The 18,390-nt window shown below is 62.2% G+C and carries 16 protein-coding genes; 14 read left to right on the forward strand and 2 right to left on the reverse strand.

What is annotated here, in order from left to right; all coding sequences use genetic code 11:
* Nucleotides 1-107: 107 nt before the first annotated feature.
* The gene (locus tag AC07UR_RS28195; protein WP_173423043.1) at nt 108-773 is read right to left on the reverse strand and encodes a GntR family transcriptional regulator; all 666 of its coding nucleotides are present in this window, start codon (nt 771-773) and stop codon (nt 108-110) included.
* 287 nt (nt 774-1,060) lie between these two features.
* Between AC07UR_RS28195 and AC07UR_RS28200 the strand changes: the two genes are divergently transcribed.
* The gene (locus tag AC07UR_RS28200) at nt 1,061-2,092 is read left to right on the forward strand and encodes a trans-3-hydroxy-L-proline dehydratase (protein ID WP_173423042.1); all 1,032 of its coding nucleotides are present in this window, start codon (nt 1,061-1,063) and stop codon (nt 2,090-2,092) included.
* A 12-nt stretch (nt 2,093-2,104) separates the two neighbouring features.
* Here AC07UR_RS28200 and AC07UR_RS28205 read toward each other — a convergent pair whose 3' ends face one another.
* The gene (locus AC07UR_RS28205) at nt 2,105-2,722 is read right to left on the reverse strand and encodes a helix-turn-helix domain-containing protein (RefSeq protein ID WP_209790000.1); all 618 of its coding nucleotides are present in this window, start codon (nt 2,720-2,722) and stop codon (nt 2,105-2,107) included.
* Between the two features lie 221 nt (nt 2,723-2,943).
* On the opposite strand from AC07UR_RS28205, the gene AC07UR_RS28210 reads away from it, so the two are divergent.
* The 13 genes from AC07UR_RS28210 (at nt 2,944) to AC07UR_RS28270 (ending at nt 18,353) form a co-directional block, all read left to right on the forward strand.
* Entirely contained in the window at nt 2,944-4,521 is a 1,578-nt protein-coding gene (locus AC07UR_RS28210) for an ABC transporter substrate-binding protein (protein WP_234941761.1), read from the forward strand.
* A gap of 65 nt (nt 4,522-4,586) precedes the next feature.
* On the forward strand, nt 4,587-5,528 hold the full coding sequence (locus tag AC07UR_RS28215; protein WP_209789999.1) for an ABC transporter permease: 942 nt from the start codon (nt 4,587-4,589) through the stop codon (nt 5,526-5,528).
* Nucleotides 5,525-6,394 (forward strand): ABC transporter permease, encoded by an 870-nt coding sequence (locus tag AC07UR_RS28220; RefSeq protein ID WP_209789998.1) that lies wholly within the window; start codon nt 5,525-5,527, stop codon nt 6,392-6,394. Before AC07UR_RS28215 ends, AC07UR_RS28220 begins: the two co-directional genes overlap by 4 nt.
* Nucleotide 6,395: 1 nt before the next feature.
* Complete coding sequence (locus tag AC07UR_RS28225; protein ID WP_209789997.1) at nt 6,396-7,409, forward strand: ABC transporter ATP-binding protein; 1,014 nt, start codon at nt 6,396-6,398, stop codon at nt 7,407-7,409.
* Entirely contained in the window at nt 7,406-8,419 is a 1,014-nt protein-coding gene (locus AC07UR_RS28230) for an ABC transporter ATP-binding protein (RefSeq protein WP_209789996.1), read from the forward strand. The genes AC07UR_RS28225 and AC07UR_RS28230 overlap by 4 nt, the downstream gene beginning before the upstream one ends.
* A 28-nt stretch (nt 8,420-8,447) precedes the next feature.
* The gene (locus AC07UR_RS28235) at nt 8,448-10,250 is read left to right on the forward strand and encodes an aminopeptidase P family protein (protein WP_209789995.1); all 1,803 of its coding nucleotides are present in this window, start codon (nt 8,448-8,450) and stop codon (nt 10,248-10,250) included.
* 224 nt (nt 10,251-10,474) lie between these two features.
* On the forward strand, nt 10,475-11,206 hold the full coding sequence (locus AC07UR_RS28240) for a DeoR family transcriptional regulator (RefSeq protein WP_209789994.1): 732 nt from the start codon (nt 10,475-10,477) through the stop codon (nt 11,204-11,206).
* A 180-nt stretch (nt 11,207-11,386) separates the two neighbouring features.
* Entirely contained in the window at nt 11,387-12,400 is a 1,014-nt protein-coding gene (gene deoC, locus AC07UR_RS28245; RefSeq protein ID WP_173423033.1) for a deoxyribose-phosphate aldolase, read from the forward strand.
* A gap of 5 nt (nt 12,401-12,405) precedes the next feature.
* Nucleotides 12,406-14,790 carry an aldehyde dehydrogenase family protein gene (locus AC07UR_RS28250; protein ID WP_209789993.1) on the forward strand — a complete coding sequence of 795 codons (2,385 nt, stop codon included), beginning with the start codon at nt 12,406-12,408 and terminating at the stop codon, nt 14,788-14,790.
* 153 nt (nt 14,791-14,943) lie between these two features.
* Entirely contained in the window at nt 14,944-15,399 is a 456-nt protein-coding gene (locus tag AC07UR_RS28255) for an RbsD/FucU family protein (protein ID WP_176355784.1), read from the forward strand.
* Between the two features lie 121 nt (nt 15,400-15,520).
* The gene (gene rbsK, locus AC07UR_RS28260; protein WP_173423030.1) at nt 15,521-16,453 is read left to right on the forward strand and encodes a ribokinase; all 933 of its coding nucleotides are present in this window, start codon (nt 15,521-15,523) and stop codon (nt 16,451-16,453) included.
* Nucleotides 16,450-17,328, forward strand: a complete 879-nt coding sequence (locus tag AC07UR_RS28265) for a carbohydrate ABC transporter permease (protein WP_209789992.1) — start codon at nt 16,450-16,452, stop codon at nt 17,326-17,328. Before rbsK ends, AC07UR_RS28265 begins: the two co-directional genes overlap by 4 nt.
* Nucleotides 17,325-18,353 (forward strand): carbohydrate ABC transporter permease, encoded by a 1,029-nt coding sequence (locus tag AC07UR_RS28270; protein ID WP_209789991.1) that lies wholly within the window; start codon nt 17,325-17,327, stop codon nt 18,351-18,353. Before AC07UR_RS28265 ends, AC07UR_RS28270 begins: the two co-directional genes overlap by 4 nt.
* Nucleotides 18,354-18,390 lie beyond the last annotated feature (37 nt).

The raw sequence follows: 18,390 nt of genomic DNA on the forward strand, positions 1-18,390 counted from the left end.
CAAGGTTCGGGACGCCTTGTCAACCTTGGACGTCCAAGAGTTGAAAGACGATTTGCGCAGAAAAGAACAACTCGTTCCCAGATGGCTGCGACCCTTCGAGGAGGCGCTTAACCTCGCTGTTCCCTCAGGAAAACGACGAGCGAACGTCCGGCGTCGAGGATATGATCGCGCGTCAGCGCGGAGGCCAGATCGGCATCCCCCTTGGCACAGGCGTCGAAGATCGCCTCATGCTCGCGCGCCGCGCGCTTCATGCCGTCCGTCAACGTCAGCTGGGCGCGCAGATAGCGATCGATGCGGTCGAGCGAGGCGCGCACGATCTGTAGGTAGTAGGGCCGGCGCGCGGCCTCATAGAGGCTGTAGTGGAAATTACGGTTGGTTTCGCCCCACTTGGCCGAATCGGATTCTTTGCCAAACTCGTCACAGTGCCTGCGGGCAAGGTCGAGCGTCTTTCGATCCAGATTGGGAACGGCGAGCCGGATGACCTCGGCTTCGAGCAGGGCGCGAAACTCGAAGATCTCCTCGATCTCCTCGATGGAAAGACCGGCGACGACGGCGCCCTTGTAGCGCTGCGTGGTAATCAACCCGTGCTGTTCAAGGCGCGACAGCGCTTCTCGTACCGGGATACGGCTGGTGTTGAACATCTGCGCGATCTGGTCCTGCCGCAGGTTCTCCCCTTCGGCGAGCGCGCCTTCGATGATCGCCTTGCGCAATGCCTCGTAGACGATATCGGCGGCGGAAGCGGCTTGCCTGATATCAACGGCATCGAGTTTCATCGCGTCCAATTCCCGGTGGCTTGTGTCTCTGGCTATGGCACTGCGGGGCCTGCCGTCCTTCCGGTCATAGGTCCATTCCTGCGGCCGGGCAACAGAGGCCGAGGCAACCGCGAAAATTTCGTATATTTCACATTGTATATTGGATCCAATATTTCTATGACTGTTGGCGCGTCGGCGGTGGCGGCTCTTCAGTCACCGCGGGAGATCCCTTCTCCCGCGCGTCGATGTATAGATATCAAGGCATAGGCATGTGGATGCGGTCCGCATGCATCGCGTGGAGGCGAAAAATGCGCAGCAGCAAGGTCATTCATATTGTTTCCTGCCATGCGGAAGGCGAAGTCGGCGATGTTATCGTCGGCGGCGTGGCGCCACCGCCGGGCAAGACGCTGTGGGAGCAGCGACGCTTCATTGCCGAGGATCAGACTCTGCGCAATTTCGTGCTCAACGAGCCACGCGGCGGCGTCTTCCGCCACATCAACCTGCTGGTGCCACCGAAGGATCCGCGCGCGACCATGGGCTTCATCATCATGGAACCGGAGGACACCCCGCCGATGTCCGGTTCCAACTCGATCTGCGTTTCGACCGTGCTGCTCGACAGCGGCATCGTGCCGATGCAGGAGCCCGAGACGAGAATGGTGCTGGAGGCGCCTGGCGGATTGGTCGATGTCGTCGCCACCTGCCGCAACGGCAAGGCAGAGCGCATCACCGTCACCAACGTTCCTTCCTTTGCCGGCAAGCTCGACGCGAAGATCGAGGTTGAGGGGCTCGGCACGCTCACGGTCGACACCGCCTATGGCGGCGACAGCTTCGTGATCACCGATGCGCGCACACTCGGTTTTTCAGTGACGCCGGACGAAGCGCGCGAACTGGCCGAAACCGGCATCAAGATCACCCGCGCGGCCAACGAGCAACTCGGCTTCACGCATCCGGAAAACCCGGAATGGGCGCATATCTCGTTCTGCCAGCTGACGCTGCCGGTCGAGGAACGCGACGGCGTCCTGCATGGCCGCAACACTGTGGTGATCCAGCCGGCCAAGCTTGACCGTTCGCCAACCGGCACCGGCTGCTCGGCGCGCATGGCGGTGCTGCACGCGCGCGGGCAGATGAAGGTGGGGCAGCGTTTTGTCGGCCACTCGATCATCGATTCGACGTTCGATTGCCGCATCGTGGCAGATGCGACGGTCGGCGGTCGCCCGGCCATCATCCCGGAAATCTCCGGGCGTGCCTGGGTCACCGGCACGCATCAAGTGATGCTGGATCCCGCCGATCCGTGGCCATCAGGCTACCGGCTTGCCGATACCTGGCCGCGCAAGCAGTAGGCCAGCTGACATCTATTCAGCAATGATGCGCGTGGTGCCGACCCAGAGTTCGCGGGCCGGCCCCGCGCCGATGTTGCGGGCGCGATGCGGCAAGGATGAGGGGAAGTGGAGGGTGTCGCCAGCCTTCAACACATATTCCTTGCCGTCGATCTCGTAGAGCATTTCCCCCTCGATCAGATAGAGGAAATCCTCGCCTTCGTGGCTGGTCAGTTCGGACGCGTAGCCGACCGGCATATGGGTTATGCAGCCGTTGAGCTGCGCGCCCGGAAAGCCGCGTTCAAGCAGCTCATAGACCCGCTCCTTCGTCTCGACATTGTAGCCGCGGCGTTCGCCGGCATGCGACACCATGGAATGGGCGTGCTGCGGCGGCTGCGACAGGAACGTGTCGACGCTGGTGCCGAGCGCATTGGCGACATTGTAGAGCGAGATCAGCGACGGTGTGGAAATGCCGCGTTCGATCTGGCTGATGAAGCCCTCGGTCAGCCCGGCTTCGCGCGCGACCTGCTTCATCGTCTTGCCGATTTCCTTGCGGCGGGCCCGCAGCATCTGGCCGATCGTTGCGGCCGCGGGCATGTCGGTAAAAGGGGCGCCGGCATCTGCTACTGGCGCCTCATCGGTATCGAGAGGCATGATTTTCTTTCCGCTTGACTCGCGTCTGTTGTTGTACTTTAGTCCGACTAAAGTCGACTATGCAAGCTCCGCTGCTGGCCGGCTTATAAAGGGGAACAACAAGAATGCCTTCGCGACAATCCGGACGCAAAGAAAAACGTTCGAAAAAATTGGATCCAATATCCAATTAGCCGGAGGCATGTTCCGGCAATGGCCGGGCGATCAAACAGGAGGAGTGAGAGATGAAACGTTTGTTGCCGATCTTACTGGGTGCCGCACTTGGGCTGGCTGCGGCCACATCGGCGCTCGCCATCGAGCGTGGCGGCGCCATGACTTTTGCGCGCTACGACGATTCCACCGTCATCGACCCGGTCTACGCCGATCGCAATCCTGATCTCTGGATGGTTGCCGGTCTCTACGAAACTCTGCTGCGCAACGGCCCTGACGGCTCGATCGTGCCCGGATTGGCTGAGGGCTACGACGTTGCCGCAGACGGGCTTTCGATCAAGCTCAAGCTGCGCGATGGACTAAAATTCTCCGACGGCTCTGCTTTGACGGGCGCCGATGTGGTCTTCTCGCTCGACCGGGCCCGCAATCCCGAGCTTGGCCCCTGGGCCGGCCTGCTTGGTGCCGTCGACAAGGTTTCCGCCGATGGCAACCAGGTGACGCTGACGCTCAAGAACCTGGACCCGACCATCGTCTCTATTCTTGCAACGTTCAACACCGGCATCATGCCCAAGGCGGCCTTCGAGAAGGCGGCTGGCGCCAACGATCAAGAAAAGGCGCGCGCCTTCTTCGAGGCAGGCCCGGTGACCTCGGGCCCCTTCACCATGAAGAGCCGGGTGCAGGGCTCAAGCATGACCTTCGAGCGCAATCCCAATTACTGGCGCCCCGGCACGGACGGCAAGCCGCTGCCCTATCTTGACCAGGTCGATTTCGTCATCATTCCTGACGATGCCACCCGCATTCTCAAGCTTCAGGCCGGCGAAGTCGATGCGGCGGAATTCATTCCCTTCGCCCGTGTGGGTGAGCTCGGTGCCGATCCGGCGCTGAAGATGGAACTCTTTCCGTCGACCCGCATCGTCTATGCGCCGATCAATACGCGCGAGACCCGTAAGGACGGCTCCAAGAACCCGCTTGCCGACGCCAAGGTGCGCCAGGCGCTGAACTACGCCACCGACAAGAATGTGCTGATCAAGCTCGTCACCTTCGACACCGGCAAGCCGATGACGTCGCTCATGTCGGCCGCCACCCAGCTTCACTATGGCCCGGAGCCGCTCTACCCCTACAATCCGGAAAAGGCCAAGCAATTGCTTGAGGAGGCCGGTCTTGGCGGCGGCTTCGAGGTGACGTTTACCACGCTTGCCGGCAGCGCCGATGATGCGACGCTGTTCACCGCTCTCCAGCAGATGTGGTCGCCGCTCGGCGTCAACCTCAAGGTCGAGCAGGTCGACAATCCCACCCGCGGCGAGAAGAACCGCTCCGGCGACTTCGATATCCATACCTATGGCTGGGCGAACGACGTCAACGATCCGGCGCAGGTGACCGGCTGGCTCGGTTACTACAAGCAGCGTCAGGCCGTTGGCACCGGCTGGAACAACGAAGAGTTCAACGCGCTGTTCGAGCAGTCCAACGTTGAGGTCGATCCGGCCAAGCGTAAGGACGAATACAAGAAGATGCAGGAGATCTATGCGGACGGCGCGCCGCTGCTCTTCCTGTTCGAAACGCCCTTCGCTGTCGCAGTCTCGAAGTCGGTCGAAGGCTATGTGCAGACGCCTCTCGGTGCGAATGACTTCTCCGAGGCCTGGCGGGCCAAGTGACGACTGCCTGAATTCAGGATGTCGGGCGGTGAAGGCCGTCCGACATCGTTCACAAGGTTCAATCCATGCCCTCGCTTTCCTACCTAATGGCTCGGTTGCTGCAGATTATCCCGACCTTTCTTCTGGTCATGATCTTCATTTTCCTGCTTGTTCGCTTGCTGCCCGGGGATCCGGCGATTGCCATGGCCGAGGCCAAGGCAACGGACGCGCAGCTCGAGCAAATCCGCCACAACCTCGGTCTAGACCAGCCGCTACCGATCCAGTTTCTGGTTTTCGTCAAGAACACGCTGACCGGCGATCTCGGCCGTTCGATCATGCTGAAGGCACCGGTCACGGAGATCATCCTCACACGGTTGCCGACCACGATCTTCCTGGCGCTTTACTCGGTGCTGTTAGCGATCTGTCTTGCGGGTCCGCTGGCGTTTCTTGCCGCCGCACGGGTCAACAGCGCCCTTGACGTTACCATCCGTAGCGTCTTCCAGGTGGGGCTGTCGATGCCGGTCTTTTACATTGGCCTCGTGCTGCTGACGGTGCTGGCAGCCCAGCTGCGCTGGTTTCCTGTCGGCGGTTACGGGACGAGTTTCCTCGACAATCTTCACCATCTGATGCTGCCGGCGCTCAGCGTCGCGCTCTACACCTCGGCCATCATCCTGCGCAATCTCAGGGCCTCGCTGATCGAGGTGCTCGATGCCGACTACGTGCAGTTCGCCCGTGCCAAGGGACTTTCGCCGCGCATCGTCATGACGCGGCATGTGCTGCGCAACGCCCTGGTCTCGACCGTGACGCTGCTCGGCCTTTCCATCGGCAACCTGATGAGCGGAACGCTGGTCACCGAAACGGTCTTTGCCGTTCCGGGCGTCGGACGGCTGATGCTGGAGGCGATCTTCGCGCGGGACTATCCGCTGATCCAGGGGCTGACCCTTACCTTCGCCGTGCTCGTCTCCGTCGTCTTCCTGCTGACGGACATCGTGCAGTCCTGGCTCGATCCGAGGCTTCGTCAATCATGAGCATCGTCCTGCAATATCCCAGCCGCAAGGCGAGCCGGGTCTATGCCTTCCTTGGCCGGGCCTTCTCGCGGCCGTCCTTCGTCATCGGTTTCGCCATCCTCGCGTTGTCGATCGCGCTGGCGCTGTTCCCGCAGTTGCTGGCTCCCTATGATCCGCTTGCCTTCGACCTCAGTGCCATCCAGCAGGGGCCGAGCCTTGCCCATCCCTTCGGCACCGACAATTTCGGCCGCGACGTGCTTTCGCGCGTCATCTGGGCCTATCGCGTCGACATGCAGATGGCCTTCTTCGCCACGATCTTCGCGTTGCTGATCGGGGTCACGGTTGGGGCCTTCGTTGGCTATTACGGCGGTATCGCCGACACCATCTTCGGCCGCTGTGTCGATGCGATCATCACTTTTCCCTTCCTGGTGCTGGTCATCGCCATCGTGGCGGTGCTCGGGCCTGGCCTCGTCAATATGTATGTGGCGATCACGGCGGTGAACTGGGTCTACTATGCCCGTCTGACCCGGGCCGAGATCATGGCGCAGAAATCCAACGACTATGCCGCAGCCGGCCGCGTGCTCGGCTATTCCGACCGGCGCATCATCTTCCGGCACCTCCTTCCCAACGCGATCTCGCCGATCATCGTCTACTGGATGACGGACATGGCACTTGCCATCCTCCTCGGCTCGTCGCTCGGCTATCTCGGCCTCGGCGCGCAGCCGCCGGCTGCCGAATGGGGCGTGTTGATCGCCGAAGGGCGCAACTTCCTGCTGACTGCGTGGTGGATGAGCCTGATGCCGGGCATTGCCATCGTGCTCACCGGCCTCGGCTTCAGTCTGGTCGGCGACGCGCTTGCCGATCTGCTCCGACCGAAAGGACGCTGACATGAACCCCGTTGAAAAAGAAGCGGTTCTGGACGTCAGGCGGCTACGCACCGAGTTCGGCCTGGCGGAGCGCCCGCTGGTTGCCGTCGACGATGTTTCGTTTCAGGTGAAGGCGGGCGAGATCCTCGGGCTTGTCGGCGAATCCGGATCCGGCAAGAGCATCACCCTTCGGTCGATCCTCGGCATCGTCAGGCCAAGGGGGCGCGTCAAAGGCGAGATCCTCTGGAAGGGCAGGGATCTGGTGCCGCTCGACGAGGCGGCGCTGCGACGGGTGCGCGGACGCGAGATCGCGATGATCTTTCAGGAGCCGATGTCGTCGCTGAACCCGCTCCTGACCGTTGGTTTGCAGATATCGGAGAACCTTGCCGCCCATACGGATCTGGATGCGAAAGCAAGGAAGGCACGTGCTGTCGAACTGCTCGACATGGTCGGCATTCCTGCGGCGCGCGATCGGCTCGGTGATTATCCGCACGAGTTTTCCGGCGGCATGCGGCAACGGGTGATGATCGCGATTGCCCTTGCCTCCAACCCGCAACTGCTGCTCGCCGACGAGCCGACGACGGCGCTCGATGTGACCATACAGGACCAGATCCTGCGGCTTATCCAGGCGCTTAGCCGCGACCTCGGCATGGCGGTGATCCTCGTTACCCACGACATGGGCGTGGTAGCCGAGACCTGCGACCGGGTGGCGGTGATGTATGGAGGCCGTCTCTGCGAGACGGGACCGACGGCCGACGTCATCGGTGATGCCCGGCATCCCTATTCGCTCGGGCTTCTGCGCTCGATCCCGCGCGACGTCGCGCCGCGCACGCTGCTCTATTCGATCCCTGGTGCGCCGCCGTCGCTCAACGCCTTGCCGGCCGGTTGCGCATTTACGGCGCGCTGTCCCGTCGCCGGGCCGGAATGCCGCGATGTCCGGCCGAACCTCGGCACTGCCGGGCAAAACCGTCAGGTCGCCTGCCATCACCGCGAGCAAGCCCTCATCCATTTCAGCGCGCGGGAGGCGGCGCAATGAGCCAATCGATCCATCAGGCGGCCACGCCGCTGCTTTCGATCCGCGATCTCTTCATGCGCTTTGAAAAGCGCCGTTCGCTGTCGGACACGTTGGCCGGCCGGCCGCGTCAGGTCGTCTCGGCCCTGAACGGCGTCGACCTCGACGTAATGCCGGCCGAAACGCTGGGGATTGTCGGTGAGTCCGGTTGCGGCAAGTCGACGCTCGCGCGCTGCATAGCCGGCCTCAACCGGCCGACGTCGGGCGATATCCGCTTCGAAGGCGAAAGTGTCATCGACCTCAAGGGCGCAAGGCGACGCGGCTACAACAAGCGCGTCCAGATGATGTTCCAGGATCCCTATACGTCGCTCAATCCGCGCATGACGGTGCGCGACACGCTCCGGGAAGCGATCACGGTTCACCGCATGCGCGAAGGCGCCGGCATCGATCGCCGCGTCGACGAGTTGCTTGATCTGGTGCGGCTGCCCGATGGCGCCGCGGACAAGTATCCGCACGAGTTCTCCGGCGGCCAGCGACAGCGTATCGGTATCGCGCGGGCGCTTTCGCTGGAGCCGACCTGCCTTGTCGCCGACGAGCTGGTGTCCGCGCTCGACGTTTCCGTCCAGGCGCAGGTCGTCAACCTGCTGTTGGAGCTGCAGGACAGTCTGGGGCTGACGGTGCTGTTCGTTGCCCATGACCTCAGGCTGGTGCGCCACGTCTCCCATCGTGTCGCGGTGATTTATCTCGGTGCTATCGTCGAGATCGGCCCGTCGGAGGCGCTCTTTTCCAGGCCGATGCACCCCTATTCGCAAGCGTTGTTGGCCGCAGCCCCTTCGCTCGATCCGACGGCGCGACGCAGGGCGCCGGCGCTCTCCGGCGAATTGCCGAGCCCGCTCGACATTCCGCCTGGCTGCCCTTTCCACGTCCGCTGCCCGCATGCCGCGGAGCGTTGCCGCAAGGAAAAGCCGGCGCTGCGGCCGGTCGGCCACGGCATGACTGCCTGTCACTTCGCCGAGACGATCGGCGGCGCGTGAAGACCATTATCGAATAGGAAAAGACCATATGACATCGAAAGACACGCCGAGCGCCTCCAGCCGGATCGCGGCCCTGCGGCGCAAACTCGACGAGCAGGGGCTCGACGGCTACGTCATCCCCCGGTTCGACGAACATCAGGGCGAATATTGTGCGCCCCATGACAACAGGCTCGCCTTCGTGACCGGCTTCACCGGATCGGCCGGCGTCGCAATTGTCATGCGCGACCGGGCCGCCATCTTTGTCGATGGTCGCTATCAGGTGCAGGTGCGCGAAGAGATCGACGTCGACTGCTTCGCCATCGAGCATTTCTACGATGCACCGCTGAAGGACTGGCTGCGGAAGAACCTGCGCAAGGGCGAACGCGTCGGTTTCAATTCCATGCTGTTGCCGCCCACCTGGGACATCGATTGCGGCCAATCCGTTGCTGTTGCCGGTGCCGAATGGGTTGCCGTGACCGACGATCTCGTCGACGCGATCTGGTCGGACCAGCCTGAACGGCCGCTTGGCAATGTGATCGCGCTGTCGCGTGAGTATGCCGGCGAAAGCGTCGCCGACAAGAAGCGCCGCATCGGCCAGATGTTGGCGGAGCAGGGCGCCGATGTCCTGATCGAGGCGCAGCCCGACAATATCGCCTGGTTCCTGAATGTTCGCGGCCGGGATGTGGCATTCAACCCGATGCCGCAGTCCTTCATGATCGCCGACAGGGAGGGCCGGGTCGAATGGCTGGTCGATCACCGCAAGCTGCCGAACGATCTCACGGACTTCGAGCTCGAAGGTGTTGCGATGTCCGAGCCTGACCTGTTGCTCGACAGGGTTCGTACGGCGACCGCCGGGCGGGTGGCGCTCGTCGATCCCGGCTTTGCTCCATCGGCGGTTGCCCATGCGACACGCGAGGCCGGCGGCAACGTCCGCCTTTTGCGCAGCCCGATCACCCTCGCCAAGATGCTGAAGAACCCCGTTGAACTCCAGGGCTTTCGCGATTGCCATCGCCATGATGGCGCCGCGTGGATCAGGTTCTTCGCCTGGCTGGAGGCCAACGCGTCCGCACGGGAGGAGGAAGGGCGGCCTATAACCGAACTGGAGGCGGAGGATCGCATCCTCGCCTTCCGCCGGATGGAGGCAACCTTCGTCGAGCCGAGCTTCCGCTCGATCTCGGCTGCCGGTGGCCACGCTGCCATGTGCCATTATGCGGCGACCACGAAGAGCGATGCGCCGATCACCTCTCATGGCATCTATCTGCTCGATTCCGGGGGGCAGTACTTCACCGGAACCACGGATGCGACGCGCACGACAGCGATCGGGCCTGTCCGTGATGACATCCGCCGCGCCTATACCGCAGTCCTCAAGGGGCTGATTTCCATGGTCTCGCTCAAATTTCCGAAAGGCACCTACGGCCATCAACTCGACGCCTTTGCACGCCGTCCGCTTTGGGATCTCGGACTGGACTACGATCACGGCACCGGTCACGGCGTTGGTCATTTCCTGTCGGTGCATGAGCAGCCCCAACGCTTCGACCGCCGCGTCAACGAGGTTGAATTGCGGCCGGGCATGGTGACGACCATCGAGCCCGGCTACTACAAGGCCGGAGAATACGGCATCCGCATCGAGAACCAGGTGGAAGTAATCGACGATGGCGACGGTTTCATGAGCTTTCGCAGCCTGACGCTGGTGCCGATCGATCTCCGGCTCGCAGATATCAAGCTCATGAGCGAAACCGAAAGGCAGTGGATCGACGCCTATCATTGGCGCGTTGCCAAGACCATGCAAGGGGTGCTCGATCCCGCCACGGCTGCCTGGCTGGCTGTAAGGACAGCGCCGATCGGCAATTAGCCGGACGAGTTGCGGCGGCGAGCAATGGATCTGCCGCCCTTTGCGTTCTCAATTTGAAGATATGGACGACGGAGGCTTGCGATGCGACTTCCGTCGTCCGCTTTCGCCGGGTCGTGTGAAGTTACTTGCCTAATAGCGACCATTTGTGATAATTGTCACAAATATTGTTCGACCCTTTCAGCATACAATGCATTGGCTCGGACGACCGGACACACGGAACGATCATGGCCAGCCGCAAGACATCCCGCATCATTCAACTCGCCGACGCGCTGTCGGGCCGTCGCGTTCTTCATCTGCGCGATGCCGCAGCCTTACTCGGGGTCTCCGAGATGACCGTTCGGCGGGACGTCGCCGACAATCCGGGGCAATTCACTTTCCTCGGCGGCCACATCGTGCCGGCGGGCGAGATGGATGGCGATATGCCGTATGAGTTGGCGCGCGAAGCCGACAGTCATGCAGCGGCAAAGCGCGAAGCCTGTGTCCATGCAGCCCAACACATCCGTCCGGACGAAACCATCTTCATCGATTGCGGTACGACTCTCGAATACCTCGTCGATCTCATTCCGGATAATTATTCAATCACTGCAGTATGTTACTCGCTCAATGTCGCGGATAGGCTGACGCGGAAGCCCAATGTGCGCATCGTCATGCTCGGTGGTGTTTATCATCCGGCCTCGGCGTCGTTTTCGGGAAATTCGGGGCTCGAAACGCTCGATTCACTCGGGATCAATGTCGCATTTCTTTCGGCTGCGGGGGTAGACCCGGGGCGTGGCGCAACCTGTGTGCATTTTCACGAGGTGGCGGTGAAGCAGAAGGTGATCTCGCTTGCGCGCGAAAGCCATCTCGTTGTCGACCTGAGCAAGATCGGCAAGCTGAAACCGGCGTTCTTTGCGCCGATGAACGTCTTTCGCTCGGTGATCACCGAAGACGGCGACGCAGTCTTTCCGGCGATCTGACGCTTCGCCAGGAAAATGGTAGGATTCCATCGAAACGCGATCGTGGCGCTTGACACATTCCACATCTGATGGAATGCTAACAAAAATACGATAGAAAAATAACAAAATGAGAATCGCCGCCGACGCGGATAACAGCCGTGGTATCGTGCTGCGATGTCAGGGAGTTCGAGGAGCAATCGCTTGGAAGACCTTGCTGTGAAGAATGTGGCCGCGAAAACCGTGGCGCCTGTGGCTTCCGGCCACAACTGGCCGCGCAACGACGGCACGGAGCTCGATCTCGGTTGGGTGGTCGACCAGCGCGTCAATCTGTCGGCCGCCGAGCGGCGCGTTGCGACGCTGCCAGGTCGCCGGACCGTGAAGAAGGACGCGCAGGCCGCATGGCTTTTGAAGGCCGTAACCTGCATCGATCTGACGACGCTCAACGGCGACGATACGGCGGAGCGCGTCAAGCGACTCTGCGCCAAGGCGCGCCAGCCGGTGCGCCAGGACATTCTCGATGCGCTTGGCATGGGCAATCGCGACATCACGACCGGCGCCGTCTGCGTCTACCACCGTTTCGTTTCGACCGCAGTCGAGGCGCTTGAAGGTTCGGGCATTCCGGTTGCTGCCGTTTCCACCGGCTTTCCCGCAGGCCTCATTCCGCACGACGTCAAGCTCCGCGAGATCGAGGCTTCGGTTGCCGATGGTGCCAAGGAAATCGATATCGTCATCACCCGCGAACATGTCCTGACCGGCAACTGGCAGGCGCTCTATGACGAGATGCGCGATTTCCGCGCCGCCTGTGGCGATGCGCATGTCAAGGCGATCCTGGCGACCGGCGATCTCAAAACGCTGCGCAACGTGGCGCGTGCCTCGCTCGTCTGCATGATGGCAGGCGCCGATTTCATCAAGACCTCGACCGGCAAGGAGGGCGTCAACGCCACTCTTTTGGTGACCTTGGTGATGCTGCGCATGATCCGCGCCTATCAGGAACGCACCGGCATCAAGGTTGGGTACAAGCCTGCGGGCGGTATTTCCGCCGCCAAGGATATCCTGAACTACCAATTCCTGATGAAGGACGAACTCGGTCGCGAGTGGCTGGAGCCGGATCTGTTCCGCATCGGTGCCTCGAGCCTGCTCGGCGACATCGAGCGCCAGCTTGAGCATCACGTGACCGGCGCCTACTCGGCCCTCAACCGACACCCGATTGGATGATCCCGATGACAGTCGCAAGGTATTTTGACGAAATGTCCTATGGTCCCGCACCGGAAGCCGACACCGAGGCCCGCCAATGGCTGGCGCGTCACAAGGGTGAGTTCGGCCACTTCATCAACGGTGCTTTTGTCGCGCCGTCGTCCGGCAAGACGTTCGAGACCTTCGAGCCCGCGACCGGTGCGCTGCTGGCGAAGGTGGCGCTTGGCAGTGCCAAGGACGTGGATGACGCCGTCGCTGCTGCCCGAAAAGCGCAAGGCTCCTGGGCCAAGTTGCCGGGCCATGCCCGCGCCCGCCACCTCTATGCCCTTGCTCGCACGATCCAGCGCCATGCGCGCCTGATCGCGGTGGTCGAGGCGATCGACAATGGCAAGCCGATCCGCGAAACGCGTGATATCGACGTTCCGCTGGCCGCGCGTCACTTCTATCACCATGCCGGCTGGGCGCAGCTGCAGGAAACCGAGTTTGCCGACCAGGTGCCGGTCGGTGTCGTCGGCCAGGTCATCCCGTGGAATTTCCCGTTCCTGATGCTTGCCTGGAAAGTCGCCCCGGCCTTGGCGCTGGGCAACACCGTCATCCTCAAGCCTGCCGAGTTCACGCCGCTGACGGCTCTGCTGTTCGCAGAGCTCGCCGCTGCCGCCGGCCTGCCGGCGGGCGTGCTGAACGTCGTGACCGGCGAAGGCGAAACCGGTGCGCTGATCGTCGAGCATTCCGACATCGACAAGATCGCCTTTACCGGCTCGACCGAAGTCGGCCGCCTGATCCGCGAGAAGACGGCTGGCACCGGCAAGTCGCTGACACTCGAACTCGGTGGCAAGTCGCCATTCATCGTCTTTGACGATGCCGACATCGATGGCGCGGTCGAAGGTGTGGTCGACGCGATCTGGTTCAACCAGGGCCAGGTCTGCTGCGCCGGCTCGCGGCTGCTGGTGCAGGAAGGTGTGGCACCTCTCTTCTACGAACGCCTGACGCGGCGCATGCAGAGCCTGCGCGTTGGCCATCCACTCGACAAGGCAATCGACATGGCGGCGATCGTCGCACCGGTTCAATTGCAGCGCATCGAGAGCCTGGTCGCCAAGGGCGTGGCCGAAGGCGCCAAGCTCCACCAGCCGAAGATCGAGCTGCCCAAGGGCGGCAGCTTCTACCCGCCGACCTTGCTCACCAATGTGCAGCCGACGTCGATCGTCGCAACGGAGGAGATCTTTGGTCCCGTCGCCGTGTCGATGACCTTCCGCACACCGGAAGAGGCGATCCAGCTCGCCAACCATTCCCGCTACGGTCTGGCGGCAAGCGTGTGGAGCGAAACGATCGGTCTGGCGCTCAACGTTGCCGCCAAGCTCGCGGCGGGCGTCGTCTGGGTGAATGCCACCAATCTGTTCGATGCTGCGGCTGGTTTCGGCGGCAAGCGCGAATCCGGCTTCGGCCGCGAGGGCGGCCGCGAAGGCTGCTACGAGTATCTGAAGCCCAAGGCGTGGGCGGGTCGCAAGCTGCGCGCAGCGCCAGCAGAACCGGTCTTGAAGCAGGCCACCGGCGATTTCGCCGCTCCGTCGCTCGATCGCACGGCGAAGCTTTTCATCGGCGGCAAGCAAGCGCGCCCTGACGGCAACTATTCGCGTGCCGTGCTTTCGCCCAAGGGCAAGGTCATCGGTGAAGTGGGAGAGGGCAACCGCAAGGATATCCGCAACGCCGTGGTTGCTGCGCATGCGGCTTCCGGCTGGGCGTCGGCGACATCGCACAATCGGGCGCAGATCCTCTACTACATCGCCGAGAACCTTAGCGGCCGGGCCGATGAGTTTGCCAACCGCATTTCCGCGATGACCGGCGTATCGGCAGCCGGTGCGAAGGCCGAGGTCGAGGCGTCGATATCCAGGCTTTTCAGCTACGGCGCCTGGGCTGACAAGTACGAAGGCGTGGTCCATCAGCCGCCGTTGCGCGGCGTCGCACTCGCGATGCCCGAATCGATCGGCGTCGTCGGCGTCATCTGCCCGACGGAAGCGCCGCTGCTCGGCTTCATCAGCCTGGTGGCGCCGTTGATTGCCACCGGCAACCGCGTCGTCGCGGTACCGAGCGAACAGCATCCGCTGGCAGCCACCGACTTCTATTCGATCCTCGAAACGTCCGACGTTCCGGCAGGTGTCGTCAACATCGTCACCGGTTCGGCGATGGAACTGGCAAAGACGCTGGCAAGCCACAACGACGTCGATGCGCTCTGGGCCTTCGGCACGCAGGAGCTTTCCACCGTGGTCGAGAAGCTCTCGGCTGGCAATTTGAAGCGGACCTTCGTCGACTATGGCAAGGCGACCGATTGGTTCGATCGCTTCGCAGCAGAAGGGCAAGCCTATCTGCGTCGCGCGACGGACGTGAAGAACATCTGGATCCCTTACGGGGAGTAAGGAATCCAGATCCCGGGGCGGGGGGAGCCGGCCCGGGAATGCAGCGACTGCAACATTGCAAGGGTAGATTTGGGAGAGGTGGCGCCGACAGCGCGTCACCGAGTTTCGCGCCACTCGAAAGCATGCGAGCCGGCGTCTGGAGGAGGGTTGTCTATGCTGAAGAATCTGGACCCGGCACTCAACGCCGATGTTTTGCACGCGCTTCGCTCCATGGGGCACGGCGACACGCTGGTCATTTCCGATACCAATTTCCCGTCCGATGCGATTGCCAGGCAGACCACACTCGGCAAACTTTTGCGGATCGACAATGTCTCTGCAGCGCGCGCCGTGAAGGCGGTTCTGTCGGTGCTTCCTCTCGACACGCCGCTGCAGCCATCGGCAGGCCGCATGGAGATCATGGGTGCGCCGACCGAAATTCCTGGCGTGCAGCAGGAAGTCCAGGCCGAAATCGATCGTGCCGAGGGCAAGCCCGCGCCGATGTACGGCATCGAACGCTTCGCCTTCTATGAAGAAGCCAAGAAGGCCTATTGCGTCATTACCACCGGAGAAACGCGCTTTTATGGCTGCTTCCTTTTCACCAAGGGCGTCATTCCGCCTGAAAATGCCTAGCTGACAAACGTTAGCCTGCGCATCGGCTCTGTGAGCTGGTCGTCATAACATCTTGAACGCGTGAAATTTATCTTGGATCGCCGCTTCGCCTTTGGCAGCGGCGTGACCAGGGGAGGCAGGAATGAAGGTTGGTGTTTCGATCCTCGGGATCTTCGTGGCCGATACGGCCTATCTGGCGCGGCGCATGCCGGTTGTCGGCGAAACCATTACCGGAAGCGGCTTCTCGGTCGGGCCCGGCGGCAAGGGATCGAACCAGGCGGTCGCGGCGGCACGTGCGGGCAGTCCGGTGTCCTTCATCTCGAAAATCGGACGCGATACCTTCGGAGATATGGCGCTTCGCACCTATGCCGAGGCGGGCGTGACGCCGAAGATCGTCCAGATGGACGACCTGCCGACCGGCGCGGCCTTCATCTACGTCAACGATCAGAATGGCGAGAACGCCATCATCGTCTATCCCGGTGCAGCCGGCTCGATCGGCATCGACGATGTCGAGGCAGCGCGGGATACGATCGAAGCATCGCGCATCTTCGTGACGCAACTTGAGCAGCCGGCGGCCGCCGCCCAGCGAGCATTGGAAATCGCACATGCGGCAGGCGTGGTCACCGTCTTCAACCCGGCGCCGGCAGAGCCCTTCCCGGATGCGATCTATCCGCTTTGCGATTACATCGTGCCGAACGAGACCGAAGCGGCGGCGCTGGTGGGATTTTCTCTTGCCACGGCAGACGATGCGCGGCGGGCGGGTGACGCGCTTCTGAAGAAGGGCGCAAAGTCAGCGCTGATCACCCTCGGCGAAAGAGGCGTTCTTCTCCACAATCAGAGCCAGTCCGTATTCGTCCCGGCGATGGCAAGCGGCCCGGTTATCGACACGACCGGCGCGGGCGATGCTTTCGTCGGCGGGTTTTCAGCAGCCTTGGCGCGGGGGCTCGCGCCAGCGGATGCCGCGCGGTTCGGCTGTGCTACCGCCGGGATCTCGGTCACCCGTCGCGGCACGGCCCCTGCCATGCCGACGCTTGCGGAGATCGAGGCTCTCCTGGCGCAAGGGGCGGCCGCATGACGACGCGCAACGACCCGATCAAGCACTTCTTCATCTGGCCGGCCCTGATCATCGTTCTGGTGATTTCCATCTTTCCTCTGGTCTATTCGCTGACCACAAGCTTCATGAGCATGCGTCTGGTGCCGCCAATGCCGGCGCGTTTCGTCGGCTTCGGCAATTATGCGGATCTTTTGCAGAATCCACGCTTCTGGCACGTGGCCGGGACGACGACGTTGATCGCCTTCATCTCCGTCGGCCTGCAATATGTGATCGGCCTTTCCGTGGCGCTTGCGCTCAATTCCCGGGTGCCGGGCGAGGGCCTCTTTCGCGTCAGCTTTCTCCTGCCGATGCTGGTTGCGCCCGTCGCCGTGGCGCTGATTGCCCGACAGGTGCTTAACCCGACAATGGGTCCGCTCAACGAACTGATGAGCGCTCTGGGCTTTCCCAATCTGCCGTTCCTGACGCAGACGAGCTGGGCGCTCGGCTCGATCATCGCCGTCGAAGTCTGGCAATGGACACCGTTTGTCATTCTGATGCTGCTGGCCGGGTTGCAGACACTGCCAGATGATGTTTACGAGGCGGCCGCGTTGGAGAATGCCACGCCCTGGCAACAGTTCCGCGACATTACCTTTCCGATGCTGCTGCCGATCTCCGTCGCCGTCGTCTTCATCCGGCTGATCGAAAGCTACAAGATTATCGATACCGTCTTCGTGATGACGGGCGGTGGACCTGGGATCTCGACCGAGACGCTGACGCTCTTTGCCTATCAGGAGGGCTTCAAGAAGTTCAATCTCGGCTACACCTCCGCATTGTCGTTCCTGTTCCTGATCGTCATCACGGTGATCGGCCTCGTCTATCTCGCCATCCTCAAGCCGTATCTGGAGAAGCACAAATGAGCGTGCGCACTCTCAAGGGAAAACGGCGATGGATCGCGCTTGGCGGCTGCCTTGTCTGGCTCGCCATCACGTTCTTTCCGCTCTATTGGGTCCTGATCACATCGTTCAAGACACCGATCGCCGTGGTCGGCGGCCCGACCTACCTGCCTTTCGTCGATTTCGAGCCGAGCCTGACGGCATGGCGCGAGCTTTTGTCCGGCCAGCGGGGCCAGTTCTTCAACACGTTCCTGGCCTCGACGATCATCGGCCTTTCGGCATCGGTTCTCGCGACGGGCATTGGTGCGATGGCGGCCTATGCGCTGGTCCGCTTCACCTTCCGCTTCCGGCTGCTGTCTGCCCTTATCTTCGTCGTCATCGCCTTCGGCGGCTTCCTGCTTGGTCGCAATGTGCTCGGCTTCGGGCAAGGGATATCGCTGATCTATGCCTTTATCGCCGCGCTGGCACTGGCGGTGCTCTCCAGCCGCTTCCGGTTACCGGGGCCTGAGCTCGGCAACAACGACATCGTCTTCTGGTTCGTGAGCCAGCGCATGTTCCCGCCGATCGTCGCCGCCTTCGCGCTCTATCTGATGTACACCGAGATGGGCAAGCTCGGCTTCAAGCTGGTCGACAGCTACATCGGCCTGACCTTTGCCTACATCGCCTTCTCGCTGCCTATCGTCATCTGGCTGATGCGGGACTTCTTCGAGGCGTTGCCGGTCGAGGTCGAAGAGGCCGCCATGGTCGACAACGTGCCCACATGGCGCATCTTCTTCGGCATCGTGCTGCCGATGTCGAAGCCGGGGTTGATCGCGACATTCATGATCACGCTTGCCTTCGTGTGGAACGAGTTCCTTTTCGCGCTGTTCCTGACCAATTCGAGATGGCAGACGCTGCCGATCCTCGTTGCCGGCCAGAACAGCCAGCGCGGCGACGAATGGTGGGCAATCTCCGCCGCCGCCCTGGTGGCGATCATTCCGATGATGGTCATGGCCGTGCTTCTCAGTCGGCTCATGCGCTCCGGTCTGCTGCTGGGGGCGATCAAATAACGACCTGTTTTTCGGCAACAATTCATTCAAGGGAGGA

The sequence above is a fragment of the Ensifer sp. GW821-FHT05G01 genome (assembly GCF_059419585.1).

Coding starts and splice junctions, on each gene's coding strand:
- rbsK (WP_173423030.1), top strand. CDS start 15,521: ATGAAGGTTGGTGTTTCGATCCTCGGGATCTTCGTGGCCGATACGGCC.
- AC07UR_RS28195 (WP_173423043.1), bottom strand. CDS start 773: ATGAAACTCGATGCCGTTGATATCAGGCAAGCCGCTTCCGCCGCCGAT.
- AC07UR_RS28250 (WP_209789993.1), top strand. CDS start 12,406: ATGACAGTCGCAAGGTATTTTGACGAAATGTCCTATGGTCCCGCACCG.
- AC07UR_RS28205 (WP_209790000.1), bottom strand. CDS start 2,722: ATGCCTCTCGATACCGATGAGGCGCCAGTAGCAGATGCCGGCGCCCCT.
- AC07UR_RS28215 (WP_209789999.1), top strand. CDS start 4,587: ATGCCCTCGCTTTCCTACCTAATGGCTCGGTTGCTGCAGATTATCCCG.
- AC07UR_RS28255 (WP_176355784.1), top strand. CDS start 14,944: ATGCTGAAGAATCTGGACCCGGCACTCAACGCCGATGTTTTGCACGCG.
- AC07UR_RS28200 (WP_173423042.1), top strand. CDS start 1,061: ATGCGCAGCAGCAAGGTCATTCATATTGTTTCCTGCCATGCGGAAGGC.
- AC07UR_RS28240 (WP_209789994.1), top strand. CDS start 10,475: ATGGCCAGCCGCAAGACATCCCGCATCATTCAACTCGCCGACGCGCTG.
- AC07UR_RS28225 (WP_209789997.1), top strand. CDS start 6,396: ATGAACCCCGTTGAAAAAGAAGCGGTTCTGGACGTCAGGCGGCTACGC.
- AC07UR_RS28235 (WP_209789995.1), top strand. CDS start 8,448: ATGACATCGAAAGACACGCCGAGCGCCTCCAGCCGGATCGCGGCCCTG.
- AC07UR_RS28270 (WP_209789991.1), top strand. CDS start 17,325: ATGAGCGTGCGCACTCTCAAGGGAAAACGGCGATGGATCGCGCTTGGC.
- AC07UR_RS28220 (WP_209789998.1), top strand. CDS start 5,525: ATGAGCATCGTCCTGCAATATCCCAGCCGCAAGGCGAGCCGGGTCTAT.
- AC07UR_RS28210 (WP_234941761.1), top strand. CDS start 2,944: ATGAAACGTTTGTTGCCGATCTTACTGGGTGCCGCACTTGGGCTGGCT.
- AC07UR_RS28265 (WP_209789992.1), top strand. CDS start 16,450: ATGACGACGCGCAACGACCCGATCAAGCACTTCTTCATCTGGCCGGCC.
- AC07UR_RS28230 (WP_209789996.1), top strand. CDS start 7,406: ATGAGCCAATCGATCCATCAGGCGGCCACGCCGCTGCTTTCGATCCGC.